A 16875-nucleotide genomic window follows, 5' to 3' on the forward strand; every position below is an offset into this window, starting at 1 on the left:
GGTCGTTCGGTCGTCGGATGGTGCCCGGTGGCTCATGCTGCAGGTTGCGACGAAACCGGCCGGGACACATAGAGATTGGCATACAGCCGGCCTTCGTCCTCGAGCCCCGCGGTATCGATTCCACGGGTGGCCAGCGTATCGAGCACCTGTTCCCGTTCGGCGTCGGAGGCGAACCGGCGCTGGGCGAACTCCCCCGGCATCCGCTCGGTGCGGTACCCGAGCGCCGTCAGTTCCGCCTCTATGGTTTCGAAACCGTACATGCGCAGGACGAAGTGCGCCATCCAGGGGCGCCGGTCCGGGTTCGCGGTGACGATCCGTGTGATGGTCTTCTCGGTGACGTAACCGATACAGCCGGTCGAGATCACCAGATCCGCCGACGCCAGGAGCTCGCGCTGTTCGTCGCTGGGATCGGCGGCTTCGAGATCGGCGTGCACCACCGCGTCCAGCAGGCCCGCGGCGCGCGCGTAGTCCAGCGCGGGCGCCGAGGCGTCCATTCCGATGAATCGCACGCCCGGCAGGGCGTTCGCCTCGGCCAGGGCGGCCCGGTCGCGGGCGATGAACTCCGCTGTGCCCATATCCGGGTCCGTGTAGGACGCGGCCAGCTCCGTCAGTGTTGTGTCCAGCCGCAGCAGTGCCGCGTTCACCCCGTACGAACAGCCGATATCGAGGACGGTGGGCGCCGCGCCCGCCGCCTCCCCGCATGCGGTGATCTGAGCGCGTAGATGGGGTTTGGCCAGTTCCGGGATGCGATAATCCAGTTCGGCCATGCGCGCGTAGTAATCACGCGGGTCGGGTCTCGAGTAGATATCGTCGAAAGATGCTTTCCCGGTGGTGTGCAACGGCACTGGCACGTTGTATTCCTCTCGGTCGGGCCGAATCCACTCGATCGCGTTCACTGCTCAATCGAGCAGCCGGTCACCTCGTACGGCGTCGGCCGCGGCGAGATGTTCCGGAAGCACCCGCCCGAACAGCTGGCGGGTGCGTTCCACGGTGCCGATGACACCGGGACGGTCGCTGTAGGCGAAGATCGCCGTGTGCCGGGCCGCGTCACCGCGCACCGGTGAGACCCGGTGCAGCGAGTATCGGCCCTGGAAAAGTTGTAGATCGCCGGGGCGCAGCGTCAGCCGTCGGATGAGCCGGTCGTCCGAACCGGTCAGCACCGCACGCACCTGCGCGAGGTTCTCCGTCCGGGGGGAACGGATACCCGGGCAGTACTCGAACACTCCCCCGGCCTCCGGCAGCGCGGTGAGCATGCTGACGGTGAACTCGTTGGTGTCGAAATGCCAGGGATGCGACTGTCCGGGCGCCACCACATTGAGGACGAGACCGGCGAGCGGGTCGGCGAATTCGTGTAGTTCGGTGCGGCCGAAGCAGTCGGCGACGAACTGCTGGAAACCGGTATCGGTGTAGAGCCGATGGATGAGCGCGTCGACGGGGATGCGATCGCGCGGCACGAAGGCGTTACCGCGTTCGAAGACGATCCGGCCCGGATGTTCTTCGGGGAGTTCCGTATCCAGCGGAATGTTGTAGGCGTTCACCCGCTCGGTGCGGTAGTAGGCCTGCGGCGCCATCTTTTCCCCCTGCTCGGCGAGCCGAGCGTGCAATTCGGGCCGGATGAACTCGCGTAATACGGTGCAGCCGTCCTCGGCGAGATCGGCGCGGGCGGCGGCGACCGCGTCGCGCCAGCCGGGCGAACCGGGTTCCGTCAACGGATAGCGGGTGGTATCGACGATCTCGTCCAGGGTCACCGTGGCGGCCATAGCGATATTGTTATCGGACGATCTGCAACACGCCCGGCGAATGTACGAAATAACCCGTGAGCCCCATCACGGACCGGTCGGTCTTCGCATCGGGCAACGCCGTCCGGTCGCCGGACTCGCCACTCGCCACCGTGGCTAACGCCGGGCGAACGGAATCCGGCCCCGGGCCCGAGACCGGCGACGACATACCCGCTCCGGCGTGAGACGTCGGACACGATCGGCCCCTTCGGTTTGCCACTCTCCCCTCGGGGGAGAGTACCGTCGCTCGGGTCGAGCCGATAGCGCCCGTCTCCTCCCGGAGACTGGCATCGTGGCCGGGCCCGGGATTCCCGAGGCGCTCGAGCCGTTGCTCGGCGCCCCCCTGTTTTTCATCGACCCAGCCGGTGAGCCACGGTTTTCCGGCGGCGCTGCCGTGCGCGCGGATTCTGGACGGAGTATCGGATGATTTCCACAACTCAGCGGCCACCACTGGTCGAGGGGTCGGTGTGGTCGGCGCTGCGCAGCCCGAAACGGTTGCGGATCGAGGTACTGGCGGGGCTGGTGGTCGCCCTGGCGTTGATTCCGGAGGCGATCTCGTTCTCCATCATCGCCGGGGTGGATCCACGGATGGGGTTGTTCGCCTCGTTCACCATGGCGGTCACGATCGCACTGGTGGGTGGTCGCCGCGCCATGATCTCCGCGGCCACCGGCGCGGTCGCACTGGTCGTCGCGCCGGTGGTGAAGGAGTACGGTACGGATCACCTGATCGCCACCGTGCTGCTGGCCGGGGTGCTGCAGATCGCGCTGAGCCTGGCGGGGGTGGCGAAGTTGATGCGGTTCATCCCCCGCAGCGTGATGGTCGGATTCGTCAACGCGCTGGCGATCCTGATCTTCACCGCTCAACTGCCGCACCTGCTGGGGGTGCCGTGGCTGGTGTATCCGATGGTCGCCGCCGCGCTGGCGGTGATCGTGTTCCTGCCGAAACTGACCACCGCGGTGCCGGCACCGCTGGTGGCGATCGTGGCACTGACGGCGGTGACGATGGGATTCGCACTGGACGTACCCGACGTCGGTGACGAAGGCGAGCTGCCCTCGAGCCTGCCCGCGTTCCTCATCCCGGATGTGCCCTTCACCCTGGACACCCTGTGCATCATCGGACCGTACGCGCTGGCGATGGCGCTGGTCGGGCTGCTGGAATCGCTGATGACCGCGAAATTGGTCGACGACATCACCGACACCCACTCCGACAAGACCCGTGAAGGCTGGGGGCAAGGGGTGGCCAACCTCGTCACCGGCCTGTTCGGCGGTATGGGTGGCTGCGCGATGATCGGGCAGACCATGATCAACGTCAAGGTTTCCGGCGCCCGCACCCGCATCTCCACCTTCCTGGCCGGGGTGTTCCTGCTGATCCTGGTCGTCGGCCTCGGCGATCTGGTCGCGCAGATCCCGATGGCCGCATTGGTGGCGGTGATGATCATGGTCTCGGTGGGCACGCTGGACTGGCATTCCCTCGCCCCGAAGACGCTGCGTCGCATGCCGATCGCCGAGACCACCGTCATGCTGATCACTGTCGCGGTCACGGTGGTCACCCACAACCTGGCCTACGGCGTGATCACCGGCGTGCTGGTCGCGATGATCGCCTTCGCCCACCGCGTCGCGCATTTCACCCAGGTGACCGCCTTCGACGACCCGCGTATCACCGAGGACGGAGTGCTGCGGGGGCGGCGGGTGTACAAAGTGCGCGGGGAGTTGTTCTTCGCCTCCAGCAACGATCTGGTCTACCAGTTCGCCTACACCACCGACCCGGACCATATCGTCATCGATATGTCCGAAGCCCATATCTGGGACGCTTCCACCGTCGCCGCCCTCGACGCCATCACCACCAAATACGCCGCCAAGGGCAGAACCGTGGAGATCGTCGGCCTCAACCCCGCCTCCGAAGCTCGCCGTGACCGGCTCTCCGGCTACCTGACCGGAGCACACTGACCGGTGAACGAACCTCGCGCGGAGGGTTTCCTGCGGATCGGGCAGGTCGCCGAGCGCACCGAGTTGTCGATCAAAACGATCCGCCACTACGAAGAAGTCGGGCTGGTCGACCCGGCGGCGCGCTCGGCCGGCGGCTTCCGCCTCTACAGCGGCGCCGATGTGGACCGGCTGCTGGTGATCCGGCGGATGAAACCGCTCGGATTCGGCTTGGCGGAAATGAAAGAACTGCTCGACGCCCTGGAAATCCTCGACGACCCCACCGCCACGGCCGAACAGCGCGCCCTGGCAAGCGAATACCTCCGGCGATGCCGGGACAAGGCCCGTGACAGCACTGAACGGCTACGGCGGCACCTGGCCTACGCCACCGAATTCGGTGATCTGCTCGCCCGTCATGCCGGGGTGAGCGATTGCCTCAGCTCCGGCGCGACCGGGTTCGCCGACGCTCCAGCACGAACCACAGGAAGCCACCGACGATCAGCTCGAACGGGAGGAACATCCAGCGCAGGTTTCCGGTCTGCCCGCCCAGGATGACACCCACCCCACTGATCAATCCCACCGGCAGTATGTACGAAAACAATTGTTTCCATTGCTGTAGGGGCTCCTCCACCGGCGACCGGGGTACGACGCCACCTGCCTTCCATACCCACTGCAACCAGGCCGTGAGACCGAAGACCAGGAGCGTCAACGTTATTCCGGCAGCGAAAGGCCGGGTGTCGATCCCCTCGGGAGCGAACAGGCCCATATAGACCAGGCTGATAGCACCGCCGCCCAGCACTCCCACCGCGGGTGGAAACCAGCGGGGCATGACCGGTGCCCGGCGCCGCTACCCACCCTGTCTCCGGCCACGACCGCCGCGCCCGTGCCGGAGCCCGGCGCTCCGGGGTCGCGCGGGACGCGCTCGAGCTCATGGGGTGCGGACAGAACCAGCACCGGCGGCTCCAGCGCGTACAGTGGCAGCGCCGCCACGGAACCGGCGGTGATGGCGGCCGATCCGGAATCAGGAAGCGGAAACCTGCCCCGGAACGAAGGCACGGCAGAGGTTCAGCACGCGATCGAGATCCGCGCGGGTGAGACCGGCGAGGCTCTCCCGGTGCACGCGGGAGGGGTGCGGCGGTACGGGGATCTCACAGGGCACCACCAGCACCGCGCATCCCGCGGCCGCGGCGGCCGCCACCCCGGTCACCGAATCCTCGACCGCGACACAATCGCCCGGATCGAGGCCGAGCAGCTGGGCCGCGCGCAGATAGACAGCGGGGTCGGGCTTACCGTGCGGCACCTCGTCACCGCAGACGGAGATATCGAACCGGTCGCGTCCCAGCGTTTCCAGCGCGAGCTCGGTGAGCGAACGTTTGGTGTTGGTCACGAGCGCGCAGGGCAGGCCGGCGGCGCGCACCATATCCAGCGCCTCCACCGCCCCCGGCCGCCAGGGAATCGGACCGGTCATCAACTCGGTGACCCGCTGCTCCAGGAAGCGGCCGGCCGCCGCGACCGCCTCGGGTTCCGGTGGCACGCCGAGTTCGGTGAAGATGATCCGCAGCGCGTTCGTCCCGGAGGCACCGATCAGCGCGTGCCGGATCTCCTGGGTCATCTCCCGGCCCAGCTCCCGCGCCAGTTCCCGGACACCGATATCCCACAGTTTCTCGGAATCGAGCAGCGTACCGTCCATATCCCAGAGCACTCCGGCGAGCTCGGCCATAGATGACGACCTTTCGTCGCGATGGATCATCTCGGTACCGGCGGATTCCCGGTACGGCGCCGCCCCCTCCCGGTGACGGTAGCCATATCGAGCGAGCCGGGGCAAACCGGGCGGGAGCGGGTTCACACCACCTGCGAGGCCGTGATGACCAACGCGCCACCGACCGGCGCCACCTGGAACGACCGGCTCTCCGACTGCACCGACCCGTTGCTCATGGTGTAGGTGAGCGTGGCGACGGCGGCACCGGTGCCGGTGGGGCTGACGGAGCCGATACTGACCGCGGAGATGGTCGACCAGAAGCGCGTGTACTCGCCGTACCCGCCGGTGGTTGCCTGGTATTCAGGGGAAAGCTGCGCCCAGGCGGCGGACGGGTTGCCGGGCAGCAGACCGTAGTAGCCGCGGACGAACTGCTCCACCCGGGCGGCCGAGGGCGGGCCGGTTTCGGCCGAGGTGGTGGTCGCCGGCGCCGCGCTGGGGCTTGCGGCCGACGGGCTGCCGGGGGCGGTCTCGCCGGAATCCGCCTCGTCGTCCGGGGCCATCGCCTGGCTGCTGTCCGGCCCCTGCGCGACCGGATTCTCGGTATCACCGCCATTGGCCAGGAGCAACCCGATGGCCACCACCAGGACCAGGGCCGCGGCCCCGGCCAGTACCGCCGTCCGGGTGCGGGAACCGCCATCCCCGGTATCCCCGGACGGGCGCTGCGGCGCGGGCGGCGCCGGAGGTGGCGCGGCGGGCGGCGCGGCCACCGGGGCAGCGCCGGACCGGCGCCCGGGATCACGGAAGGCGGGTGGGGTACCGGCTCCTCCGGCGGACGGGGCGGGCTCGGGGTCCTCGGCGGGCAGCGCCGCGGCGGCGCCGAGACCGGCGGGCAGAACCTTCGTGGCGGACGGCACCGCGGCGACCGGAGCCCGTCCGGCGGCCACCTCCTCGAGCATGACGCGGGCCTCGTCCATGGTGGGCCGGGTCGCGGGCTCGTTCTCCAGCAGCCGCATCAGCACCGGTCCCAGCGCGCCCGCACCCTCGGGCGGTTCGACCTGACCGCCGGCGACCGCGTGCAGGACGGCCAGCGGGTTGTCGCCGTCGCCGAACGGAGGACGGCCGGTGAGGGCGTGGTAGAGCGTCGATCCGAGTGCGAACACATCCGAGGCGGGGATCGGCTGCTCACCGCGGGCGACCTCGGGAGCCAGATAGGCGGGGGTGCCCGCCAGGAAACCGGTGGCGGTGACGGTGACATCGCCTGTGGCGCGCGAAATCCCGAAATCGGTGATCTTCACCGTCCCGTCGTCGCCCACCAGCAGATTCGCCGGTTTCACATCGCGGTGCACGATACCGGCGTCGTGCGCGGCGGCGAGCGCGGCGGCGGCCTGGGCACCCAGTTCGGCCACCTGCACCGGACCGAGGGTGCCGTCGAGATTGAGCCGGCTGGCCAGGCTCGGCGCGTTCATGTACTCCATGACCAGCCACGGCTGGCCGTCCTCGTCGGCGACGTCGAAGACCGAGATGGCATTCGGGTGGTGCAGACGCGCGGCGATCCGGCCTTCACGCAGGGCGCGTTTACGCGCCTCGGCGGTCTGCTGTTCGGTCAGGTTCGGGCCCAGCAGAACCTGTTTGACCGCGACGGTGCGCTGCAGGCGGATATCGAGCGCCCGCCACACCACGCCCATGGCGCCGGTGCCGATGGGATCCGTGAGCCGATACCGCCCGGAGATCAGCCGATCCTTGGTCATCTCTGTCGTGGCCCCTTCTGCTAGCCGCCGAGTCTCCAGCACTGCGCGCGTCACAGGCGACTGCCTACGGCTCCGCCACGGTCCGGCGCGGCCAACGCACCCGAGGAGCGCCGTCCGGACTTCTGGCTCGGCGGGAACCTCGGCGGAATTCCCGGAAATCCTAGCCTCCGGTACCTGGAAGCCGCGCGGGCAGTATGCGTTTGCCGGCCCCACCGGAGCCCGGCTACCTGCGTTTTCGATCACCGCTGCCGGTGCCGGAGCCACCCACCACAAGAGGAGGTGACCACAATCACACTGGCGGCAGGTTTATTCCGCCTCAGACACTGAAGTATTTGGCCTCCGGATGGAGCAGAACGAAAGCGTCCGTGGATTGCTCGGGATGCAGCTGCAGTTCCTCGGAAAGGGTCACCCCCAGGCGGCCGGCGTCGAGCAGGTCCACCAGCTTGGCACGGTCCTCGAGCTCGGGGCAGGCACCGTAACCGAACGAGTAGCGCGCGCCCCGGTATCCGAGTTTGAAGTACTCGGCGACCTCCGCCGGATCGGATTCGGCGATGGCGTGACCGTCGAGGGTGAGTTCCTCGCGGATCCGCCGGTGCCAGTACTCGGCCAGCGCCTCGGTCAGCTGGACGCCTATCCCGTGCACTTCCAGGTAATCCCGGTAGTTGTCCGCGGCGAACAGCTGGTTGGCGAAATCGGCGATCGGCTGCCCCATCGTGACCAACTGGAACGGCAGCACATCCACCCGGCCGGTCTCCCGGGCGTACTCCCGCGACCGGATGAAATCGGCGACGCAGAGGAACCGGTCCCGCTGCTGACGCGGGAAGGTGAAGCGATGACGTTGCGGCGCGTCGGGTTCCGGTTCGGTGAGCACCACGACATCGTCGCCCTCGGAAACCGCCGGGAAGTAGCCGTAGACCACCGCGGCATGCTGGAGTACCCCTTCGGTACTCAACCGGTCCAGCCAGGCCCGCAGGCGGGGCCGGCCGTCGGATTCCACGAGTTCCTCGTAGCTGGGCCCGTCGCCGCCGCGCTGCCCCCGCAACCCCCACTGCCCCAGGAACAGTGCCCGCTCGTCCAGCAGGCCCGCGTACTCGTGCACCGCCAGGCCCTTGACCACGCGGGTTCCCCAGAAGGGCGGAACCGGAACCGGGATATCCGCGGCCACATCCGAGCGGACCGGCACCTCCACCGGCTTTTCGGCCGCGCGGCGCTGCTCGGCGATCCGCCGTGAACGTTCGTGCCGCGCCTTGCGTTCGGCCGCCTTCTGCCGGGCGGCCACCGCCTCGGGGCTGTCCGGGTCGGCGGCTTCCCCGCGTTTGCGCGCCATGATCTCGTCCATCAGCCGCAGGCCTTCGAAGGCGTCCCGGGCGTAGTGCACATCGCCCTCGTAGACGTCGGTGAGATCGTTCTCCACATACGAGCGGGTGAGGGCCGCACCGCCGAGCAGTACCGGGAACTGCCCGGCCACCCCGCGGGAGTTCAGTTCTTCCAGGTTCTCCTTCATCACCACGGTGGATTTCACCAGCAGACCGGACATGCCGATGACATCGGCCTTCTTGTCCAGCGCGGCGTCGAGAATGCTCGCGATGGGTTGTTTGATCCCGAGGTTCACCACCTCGTAGCCGTTGTTGGACAGGATGATGTCGACCAGGTTCTTGCCGATATCGTGCACATCGCCCTTGACCGTGGCCAGGACGACGCGCCCCTTGCCACTGTCGTCGGTGGCCTCCATATGCGGTTCCAGATGGGCCACCGCGGCCTTCATGACCTCGGCCGACTGGAGCACGAAGGGCAACTGCATCTGCCCCGAACCGAACAGCTCACCCACGGTTTTCATACCGGACAGCAGCGTCTCGTTGATGATCCGCAGCGGCGGCACCTCGGTCATGGCCGCGTCGAGATCGGCTTCCATCCCGGCCCGTTCCCCGTCGACGATGCGTCGTTCCAGCCGCTCGAACAGGGGTAGCGCCGCCAGTTCGTCGGCGCGCGAGGCCCGGGAATCGGCCGTCGAGACGCCTTCGAAGAGCTGCATGAGTTTCTGCAGCGGGTCGTAACCCTCGCGGCGGCGGTCGTAGAGCAGATCCAGGGCGGTTTCGCGCTGCTCCTCGGGAATCCGGCTCATCGGCAGGATCTTCGAGGCGTGCACGATGGCGCTGTCCAGGCCTGCCTGGACGCATTCGTGCATGAACACCGAGTTCAGCACCTGGCGGGCGGCGGGATTGAGGCCGAAGGAGATATTGGACAGGCCCAGGGTGGTCTGCACCTCGGGGTAGCGGCGTTTGAGCTCCCGGATGGCCTCGATGGTTTCCAGGCCGTCCCGGCGCGATTCCTCCTGGCCTGTGCCGAGGGTGAAGGTCAGCGTGTCGATGATGATATCGCTGACCCGCAGCCCCCAGTTGCCGGTGATATCGGCGATGAGCCGCTCCGCGATGGCGACCTTGTGTTCCGCGGTCCGGGCCTGGCCCTCCTCGTCGATGGTCAGCGCCACCACCGCGGCGCCGTGCTCGGCGACCAGCCGCATGATCTGCTGGAAGCGCGAATCCGGGCCGTCACCGTCCTCGTAGTTCACCGAGTTGACCGCGCAGCGCCCGCCCAGATGCTCCAGTCCGGCGCGCAGCACCGGCGGCTCGGTGGAGTCGAGCATGATCGGCAGGGTGGAGGCGGTGGCCAGCCGGGAGGCCAGTTCCGACATATCGGCGCTGCCGTCGCGACCGACGTAGTCGACGCACAGATCGAGCACATGGGCGCCGTCACGGGTCTGGTCCTTGGCGATATCGAGGCATTTCGACCAGTCCTGGGCCAGCATCGCCTCCCGGAACGCTTTCGAACCGTTGGCGTTGGTGCGCTCGCCGATCATGAGCACACTGGCATCCTGCTCGAACGGTACCGCGGTGTACATACTGGACACGCTGGGCTCGGGGGCGGGCGAGCGGCGCTGCCCGATCGGGGGCAGGCCCGGTTCGACCTCGCGGACGGCCGCGGTGACCTGGCGGATGTGCTCCGGGGTGGTACCACAGCAGCCCCCGACCAGGGCCAAACCGTAGTCGGCGACGAACCCGCGCAGCGCCGCGGCCAGCTCCTCGGGAGTCAGCGGGTACTCGGCCCCGTGGGCGCCGAGTACCGGCAGCCCGGCGTTGGGCATCACCGAAACGGGGATCCGCGCATGCTGGGAGAGGTAGCGCAGGTGTTCGCTCATCTCGTCCGGGCCGGTGGCGCAGTTCAGGCCGATCACATCGATACCCAGCGGTTCCAGCGCGGTGAGGGCGGCACCGATCTCACTGCCCACCAGCATGGTGCCGGTGGTCTCCACGGTGACGTGGGTGATGATCGGGATCCGGCGGCCCGCCCGCTCCATGGCCCGGCGGGTGCCGTTGACGGCGGCTTTCACCTGCAGCAGGTCCTGGCAGGTCTCGATGAGTACCGCGTCGGCACCGCCGTCGAGCATGCCGAGCGCGGCCTCGGTGTAGGCGTCGCGCAGGGTGGCGTAGGGCGCGTGGCCGAGGGTGGGCAGTTTGGTGCCGGGTCCCATCGAGCCGAGTACGTAGCGGGCCACACCGTCGGGGCCGGGACCCATCTCGTCGGCGACCTCGCGGGCCAGCCGGGTGCCCTTTTCCGAGAGCTCCCGGATACGGTCGGCGATCTCGTAATCGCCGAGGTTGGGCAGGTTGCAGCCGAACGTATTGGTTTCCACGGCGTCGGCGCCGGCCTCGAAATAGGACCGGTGGATATGCCGCAGCAGGTCGGGACGGGTGTCGTTGAGGATCTCGTTGCAGCCTTCGAGGCCGCGGAAATCGTCCAGTGTGAGATCCGCGGCCTGCAGCATCGTGCCCATCGCACCGTCGCCGATCACAACACGCCGGCTGAGGGTGTCGAGCAAGGTGGTATCGAACTCGGCGGAACGAGAGGCAGACATGGATCCAGACTAGTGGGCGCGCCCGCTGAGCTGTTCGGCTAGCTCGCGCCCTGTGTGGGCGGCCACAGCCCGGGTCGCGGAACATACCCGCCCGGCCGCGTGCGACAGGCGTGGCGGCACCGATACTGCGCGCCGGTGGCGGCCCGCCCCGTAGGCTGGCAGAGGTGAGCTCGAGTGAATCTGCGGTGGATCGGGAACTGCCCGTCTTGCGCGACCCGGTGCTCGTTGCTGCCTTCGAGGGCTGGAACGATGCCGGGGACGCGGCCAGTGGCGCGGTGGAGCACCTGGAACTGATCTGGGACGCGCGGCCGCTGGCCGAACTCGATTCCGAGGACTACTACGACTACCAGGTGAACCGGCCGATGGTCCGGCAGGTGGAGGGTGTGACCCGGGAGATCGTCTGGCCCGCGACCGTCCTTTCGGTCTGCTCACCGCCCGGCAGCGACCGCGATGTGGTGCTGCTGCGTGGTATCGAGCCGAATATGCGCTGGCGGCGGTTCTGCGCCGATCTGCTGGAGTTCATCGATCAGCTCGGCGTACAGACCGTGGTCATCCTGGGCGCCCTGCTGGCCGATACGCCGCATACCCGCCCCGTTCCGGTGACCGGTTCCGCCTACAGCAAGGAGGCGGCCGAACGGTTCAACCTGGAGCAGACCCGGTACGAGGGCCCCACCGGTATCACCGGGGTGCTGCAGGACCAGTGTGTGAAGGCGGGAGTACCGGCGGTCTCGTTCTGGGCCGCGGTTCCGCACTACGTCTCGCAGCCGCCGAACCCGAAGGCGACGATCGCCCTGCTGCACCGGGTCGAGGAGGTCCTCGATATCGAGGTGCCGTTGCGGGAGCTACCGCAGCAGGCCGAGGAGTGGGAGTCGACGGTGAACGAGATGACGGTCGCCGACGAGGAGATCGCCGAGTACGTGCGTTCGCTGGAGGAGCGCGGCGATGCCGCGATCGATGTCAACGAGGCGATGGCCAAGATCGACGGGGATACCATCGCGGCCGAGTTCGAGAAATATCTGCGCCGGCGGGGGCCCGGCGGCTTCGGGCGCTGAGGGGGACGCCGCGCCGCCGGGCCCGGCGGTTCAGCCGGCCACCGACCAGATACGGGCGGCGGCGTCACTGGCCAGTTTCGCGATGAGCAGCTCGCGAGGGATCGTCTGGCCGGTGAGGTGATCGAGCGAAGGCACCACCACGTGGTGGGCATCCGCCCGGAGGAGTTCCCGGGTCAGTTCGGCGAACGCCGTACCGTCGCCGGCATGGGATTCGTGGAAGGTCGCGGCGAAGCACCATCCTTGGGCATCGGCCAGTTCGCGTAGCGCGGCTTCCATATCGTCGCCGTCGTCCGCGGCCAGATCGTCGCGTAAATACCCGTATACCAATGCTTCCACCCGAACCTCCTGAATTTCTTCCCCGCCTCGGCGGGGAACCATTTCCTGCTCCGGGATCTCCTCCCGCATTCGCGGGTGTGTTGCTCGAACCGGCACGGGACCGGCTCGATTTCAGCATGACCGAAGATGCCCGGGGACAGAAGAGGTCATGTGGGGGACATGCCGATGCCCTCTTCGGCTCCCGGGAAGTTTGCTGGTGCAATACTGGCGGCGTGACTGCTGCTGAAGATCGTCCGCTGTGGGCCATCCGGATGCGCTCGGAACGCGATGCGCGTGGGTGGTCACAGGCCGAGGCCGTACGGGCCCTGCGCGCCAAGTCTTCCCAGAACTTGCCGACCGACAGCACTCTGCTACGTAATTGGCGGCGTTGGGAATCGGGCGAATCGCGGCCGGACGATTTCTACGCTCCCCTGATCGCCGCCGCCTTCGACAGTGTGACCGCCGCTTTCTTCCCCAAGGTCCGGCCGAGCCGCGACGACGAATTGCTCACGGCCACCGGTATGGACACATTGGAATTCATGGGCCGGCTGCGGATGTCGGATGTCTCTACCGCGACCCTGGACGCGGTGCGGATCACCGCCCAGCGACTGTGTTGCGATTACGCCTCCGCCGATCCGCACACCCTGCACCGCGAGGCCGCCGGCTGGCTGCGCCGGATCGCCGCGCTGCTCGACAGCCGGCTCACCCTCGCCCAGCACAAGGAGGTGCTGGAACTGGCGGGCTGGGTGGCGCTGCTGCTCGGCTGCCTGGAATACGATCTGGGCCGGCGCAGCAACGCCGAGGCCACCCGCCGGGCGGCCCGTTCCCTCGGCCAGGAAGCCGAACATCCCGAGATCATCGGCTGGAGCGCGGAATTGGCCGCCTGGTTCGCCCTCACCCAGGGCAATCACCGCGGTGTCATCCAGGCCGCCGAGGCGGTGCCGTCGGAATGCGCGTCCAGTGGTGTGGGGGTGCAGCTCGCGGCCCAGCGCGCGAAGGCCTGGGCCCGCCTGGGCGATCGCGGCGCGGTCGACGCCGCCCTGCTCGAGGGCCGTACCCTGATGAATCGCCTCGGCCACCCCGACGATCTGGACAACCATTTCGTGGTGGACCCGCAGAAATTCGATTTCTACGCCATGGACTGCTGCCGGGTCGTCGGCGACGACGCGCAGGCGGAGGCCTACGCCCGTGCGGTCCTGGCCGATTCGGTCGGCCTGGACGGTGTGGTACGCAACCCGATGCGGGTCGCGGAGGCCCGTCTGACGCTGGCCGTGGTGGCCGCGCGGGGCCGGGATCTGGAACTGGCGGTGGCCGAGGCTGGGCGCGCGTTCGAGGCGAAACGACGTTCTCTGCCCTCACTGCTGTGTATCGGCAGCGAAGTGGCCCACGAACTGGTCACGAATTTCCCGGGCGATCCGCGCACCCGCGCCTATCTCGACGAACTGCGATCGCTGTCCGGGGCCTGAAGCCGCCGGGGGCGCTGGTCTCAGCGGTGCGTGGCGTCCGGTACGCGGGGCGGGCACGGCGTACCGGGCACCGTGACCAACTCGAAATGCCACCATTCGTTGTCGAAGGTCCGGCACAGCCCCCACCGATGGCCCTCGGCCTCCAGCCATGCGGCGCCCTCCCGTGGCGCGATATCCACCGCCCGGCCCGTGACGTGCGTGGATTCCTCGGGCGGCAGGACCCAGCGCCGGGCTTCCTCGGGCGTACCGTAAGTACGCAGCCCGTCCTCCCACAGCGCCTGCTGTTCACCCGGAGTGCGATAACCGGAATTGATCCGCATCGGCACCCCGGCGGCGTGGGCCTCCTGCTCGGCCATGGTGTAGGCGAGCGCCAGCAGCGGGTCCAGTCCCTCGGTCGCGGCGGCGGCCGTCTCGGTGAGCGGCGGGACCGGGAAGGGCGATGCGGCGGCTTCGGCGGCGCCGGAGAGGAGCACACCCACCGTCGTGAGTATCGCCGCCACGGTACCGGTGCTGCGGGACAATGCGCCTACGCGGTGGAGCATGCGGATGATCTTATCCGGGCCGCCGCCGCCGGACCGGCGCGTTGCACTCGAGCTGCATAAATGTGATCGCCCTCCGATCCGGAAGCGGTCACGTCCCGCCCCGGCACTCCACACGGAGCCGGGCCACGCCCTGCGCGTCATCCCCCGAGCGGACCACACACCACAGCGGTAGCCATCGCGCGCAGGTCTCCGTCGGTACCGCCTCACCCACTTTCGTATGTACCATTTGGTACATGTGGAAATTCCGACGGTCGCTCACGGCCGCATCCGATACAACGGCCTACATCCGAAGGAGCGCGCGGTGAGTGTTCTCGTGGCCGGCGCCGGGCCGACCGGGATGGTGGCAGCGCTGGTGCTGGCGGCCAATGGCGTACCGTGCCGGGTTCTGGAACGTCGTCCGCGACCGAGTTCCGGCTCGAAAGCGCTCGGTCTACAGGCCAGATCGATGGAACTGCTCGCCGGAGCAGGGCTGACCGAGGAGATCGAGCGGGCCGCCTATCCCCTCTCCGGGGCTTCCATCATGCGCGGCGACGCGGAACTGTCCCGGCTGGCGTGGGTCCCGCCGCAGAGCCCGTACCCCTACACGTATGTGCTGCCGCAAACGGGCCTGGAGGCGATCCTCCGCAACCGGCTACGCACGCTGGGGGTCGAGATCGAATACGACGCACAGGTAGCGACGATCACCCGCAACGACGAGCGTGTCGGCGTGCGACTCACCGACGGACGCGGCCTCGAGGCCGACTGGCTGATCGGTGCCGACGGGTCGCGCAGCCGAGTGCGCACGGCCCTGGACATCGCCTTCACCGGAGAAGCGACCGGCGAAACCTACTACCTCGCCGATATCGTGCTGGAAGCCGCGGCCCCGTTCCAGGACAGCGCGCTGTGGCTCGGTGCCGACGGCCCCTTCATGATGATGCGCCTGCCGGGCGACGGCGAACTCTGGCGAGTGTTCGTCGATATGACCGACCGAGCGCGGCGAGAAGAGCTGTCCGATCCCGGCCCCGCGGAACTCCAGCGTCTCCTCGACGAACGCGGCACCCCCGGTATGCGGATCACGCAGGTCTGCTGGACGTCGATATTCCGGACCCAGGTACGCCTGGCCGAGCGGTACCGCCGCGGCCGGGTGTTCCTGGCCGGTGACGCCGCCCATGTCTTCCCGCCGTTCGGGGGGCAGGGGATGAACCTCGGTATCCAGGACGCGGTGGGCCTGGCGTGGCGAATCGCGCGGGTGGAATCGGGCGCCCCGGCCGAAGTGCTGGACGACTACGAAATCGAGCGCCGGCCCGTCGCCGCGGCGACCATCCGAGATGTCGAGGGCCGACGGCGCCTGTATGCGTTGCGCGGGCCGCGGGCCCGAGCGCTGCGCGACGCCGTTCTCCGGCTCGGTGCGCGGATTCCGGGTGCCGCGCGCCGAGCCAGTCTGCAGAATTCCCAGCTCGCGATCGGCTACCCCGGCCGGTCACGGTGGCCGTTCTCGCGGCGGCCCGGCATCGGTGACCGCGCGCCCGATGCCACCCTCGCCGAGGGAACCGTGCACGACCGGCTGGGTTTCGACCACTTCACCCTGTTGCGCTTCGGCACCCCGAAGGGCGAAGTGCGCGCGCTTCCCCACCACGCCCCGAGCCCGGCCGTGGTGCGGATCGACCCCACGACGGACCCGGCAGGCGAGGCACGGGAGCGGTACCGTATGCGCCACGACGGATACGTCCTGATCCGCCCCGACGGCTATGTGGCCTACCGTGGTGACGACCCCGCCGCACTGCACCGAGTGCTCGCACGATTCACCGGAACCGGCCGCCCATGATGACGAATCCCCGCGAAGCCCTGCTCGAACGGGCGGTCGGCTGGTTCGCCGTCCACGGTGTGGGCGATACCAGCCTCCGGACGATAGCCCAGGAGATCGGCACCAGTCATCGAATGCTGCACTACCACTTCGGTTCCTGGGACGGGCTCCTGGCGGCCGTCGTCACCGCGTCCTGGGGACAACAGCATCGCTCCCTGGCAGCGCTGCTCGATACCTCCGCGGACCCCTACACCGCGGCCTACACGCTCTGGGAGCGAATGGCCGACGAGGCGTCCCGGCTGGGTCCGCTGTTCTTCGAGATCGCGGCCGCCGCCATGCAGCGCAAGCCGTGGGCGGTGCCGCTCGCCGAGTGGATCCAGGAATGGAAGACCGTACTGACCACCCTGTTCACGCGGGCCGGTTACGACCGGGAACGGGCTGAACTGCTGGCACAGACCACCCTGGCGACCGCCCGCGGCCTCCTGTTCGAACTCGCGCTTTCCGGGGACCACACGCGCGCCGCGGCGGATGCGGCCCTGCGACTGGTCCTCGAATCGACCCGCGCGGCCGGCCCCTGAACCCATGCCCCGCGGGGTCAGCCGTGCCGTGACGTACGGCGGACCCCGCGGCGCCGACCAGGTGGACGACCCCGGCGG

12 protein-coding genes and 1 pseudogene are annotated in these 16875 nt (G+C 68.6%); 6 read left to right on the forward strand and 7 right to left on the reverse strand.

All coding sequences use genetic code 11. From position 1 onward, the window contains the following. Positions 1-32 precede the first annotated feature (32 nt). Together ACYR7D_RS24520 and ACYR7D_RS24525 are read right to left on the reverse strand one after the other, a co-directional pair. Positions 33-851, reverse strand: a complete 819-nt coding sequence (locus tag ACYR7D_RS24520; RefSeq protein ID WP_459546875.1) for a class I SAM-dependent methyltransferase — start codon at positions 849-851, stop codon at positions 33-35. A 48-nt stretch (positions 852-899) separates the two neighbouring features. After that, the gene (locus ACYR7D_RS24525; RefSeq protein ID WP_459546876.1) at positions 900-1760 is read right to left on the reverse strand and encodes a HalD/BesD family halogenase; all 861 of its coding nucleotides are present in this window, start codon (positions 1758-1760) and stop codon (positions 900-902) included. Positions 1761-2201: 441 nt separating this feature from the next. Between ACYR7D_RS24525 and ACYR7D_RS24530 the strand changes: the two genes are divergently transcribed. Together ACYR7D_RS24530 and ACYR7D_RS24535 are read left to right on the forward strand one after the other, a co-directional pair. Next, the gene (locus tag ACYR7D_RS24530; RefSeq protein ID WP_459546877.1) at positions 2202-3725 is read left to right on the forward strand and encodes a SulP family inorganic anion transporter; all 1524 of its coding nucleotides are present in this window, start codon (positions 2202-2204) and stop codon (positions 3723-3725) included. A gap of 3 nt (positions 3726-3728) precedes the next feature. Then, positions 3729-4109: pseudogene (locus ACYR7D_RS24535) on the forward strand (MerR family transcriptional regulator); the annotation flags it as partial. 613 nt (positions 4110-4722) lie between these two features. Here the strand turns inward: ACYR7D_RS24535 and ACYR7D_RS24540 are convergent. The 3 genes from ACYR7D_RS24540 to metH form a co-directional block, all read right to left on the reverse strand. After that, on the reverse strand, positions 4723-5421 hold the full coding sequence (locus tag ACYR7D_RS24540; RefSeq protein WP_459546878.1) for an HAD family hydrolase: 699 nt from the start codon (positions 5419-5421) through the stop codon (positions 4723-4725). Positions 5422-5543: 122 nt separating this feature from the next. After that, on the reverse strand, positions 5544-7148 hold the full coding sequence (locus ACYR7D_RS24545) for a serine/threonine-protein kinase (protein ID WP_459546879.1): 1605 nt from the start codon (positions 7146-7148) through the stop codon (positions 5544-5546). A 316-nt stretch (positions 7149-7464) separates the two neighbouring features. Then, a complete protein-coding gene (metH, locus tag ACYR7D_RS24550) occupies positions 7465-11061 on the reverse strand; it encodes a methionine synthase (protein ID WP_459546880.1) in 3597 nt (1198 codons plus the stop codon). Between the two features lie 164 nt (positions 11062-11225). On the opposite strand from metH, the gene ACYR7D_RS24555 reads away from it, so the two are divergent. Then, on the forward strand, positions 11226-12113 hold the full coding sequence (locus ACYR7D_RS24555; RefSeq protein WP_459546881.1) for a PAC2 family protein: 888 nt from the start codon (positions 11226-11228) through the stop codon (positions 12111-12113). A gap of 30 nt (positions 12114-12143) precedes the next feature. Here the strand turns inward: ACYR7D_RS24555 and ACYR7D_RS24560 are convergent, their stop codons facing one another. After that, complete coding sequence (locus tag ACYR7D_RS24560; protein ID WP_459546882.1) at positions 12144-12449, reverse strand: hypothetical protein; 306 nt, start codon at positions 12447-12449, stop codon at positions 12144-12146. A gap of 212 nt (positions 12450-12661) precedes the next feature. On the opposite strand from ACYR7D_RS24560, the gene ACYR7D_RS24565 reads away from it, so the two are divergent. Further along, a complete protein-coding gene (locus tag ACYR7D_RS24565) occupies positions 12662-13894 on the forward strand; it encodes a helix-turn-helix domain-containing protein (RefSeq protein ID WP_459546883.1) in 1233 nt (410 codons plus the stop codon). 20 nt (positions 13895-13914) lie between these two features. Here the strand turns inward: ACYR7D_RS24565 and ACYR7D_RS24570 are convergent, their stop codons facing one another. Continuing rightward, positions 13915-14436 carry a M15 family metallopeptidase gene (locus tag ACYR7D_RS24570; protein WP_459546884.1) on the reverse strand — a complete coding sequence of 174 codons (522 nt, stop codon included), beginning with the start codon at positions 14434-14436 and terminating at the stop codon, positions 13915-13917. A 301-nt stretch (positions 14437-14737) separates the two neighbouring features. Here ACYR7D_RS24570 and ACYR7D_RS24575 point away from each other — a divergent pair, with 301 nt between their 5' ends. Both ACYR7D_RS24575 and ACYR7D_RS24580 read left to right on the forward strand, forming a co-directional pair. Next, on the forward strand, positions 14738-16240 hold the full coding sequence (locus tag ACYR7D_RS24575) for an FAD-dependent monooxygenase (protein ID WP_459546885.1): 1503 nt from the start codon (positions 14738-14740) through the stop codon (positions 16238-16240). Further along, positions 16237-16797, forward strand: coding sequence for a TetR/AcrR family transcriptional regulator (locus tag ACYR7D_RS24580; RefSeq protein ID WP_459546886.1), 561 nt, complete (start codon positions 16237-16239; stop codon positions 16795-16797). Before ACYR7D_RS24575 ends, ACYR7D_RS24580 begins: the two co-directional genes overlap by 4 nt. Positions 16798-16875: the final 78 nt, after the last annotated feature.

It is taken from the genome of Nocardia sp. X0981 (assembly GCF_977089955.1).

What these genes read in the sequence shown, in the direction of transcription:
- ACYR7D_RS24525 (WP_459546876.1), bottom strand. Translation starts at nt 1,760, where the DNA reads ATGGCCGCCACGGTGACCCTGGACGAGATCGTCGATACCACCCGCTAT.
- ACYR7D_RS24530 (WP_459546877.1), top strand. Translation starts at nt 2,202, where the DNA reads ATGATTTCCACAACTCAGCGGCCACCACTGGTCGAGGGGTCGGTGTGG.
- ACYR7D_RS24540 (WP_459546878.1), bottom strand. Translation starts at nt 5,421, where the DNA reads ATGGCCGAGCTCGCCGGAGTGCTCTGGGATATGGACGGTACGCTGCTC.
- ACYR7D_RS24545 (WP_459546879.1), bottom strand. Translation starts at nt 7,148, where the DNA reads ATGACCAAGGATCGGCTGATCTCCGGGCGGTATCGGCTCACGGATCCC.
- metH (WP_459546880.1), bottom strand. Translation starts at nt 11,061, where the DNA reads ATGTCTGCCTCTCGTTCCGCCGAGTTCGATACCACCTTGCTCGACACC.
- ACYR7D_RS24570 (WP_459546884.1), bottom strand. Translation starts at nt 14,436, where the DNA reads ATGCTCCACCGCGTAGGCGCATTGTCCCGCAGCACCGGTACCGTGGCG.
- ACYR7D_RS24580 (WP_459546886.1), top strand. Translation starts at nt 16,237, where the DNA reads ATGATGACGAATCCCCGCGAAGCCCTGCTCGAACGGGCGGTCGGCTGG.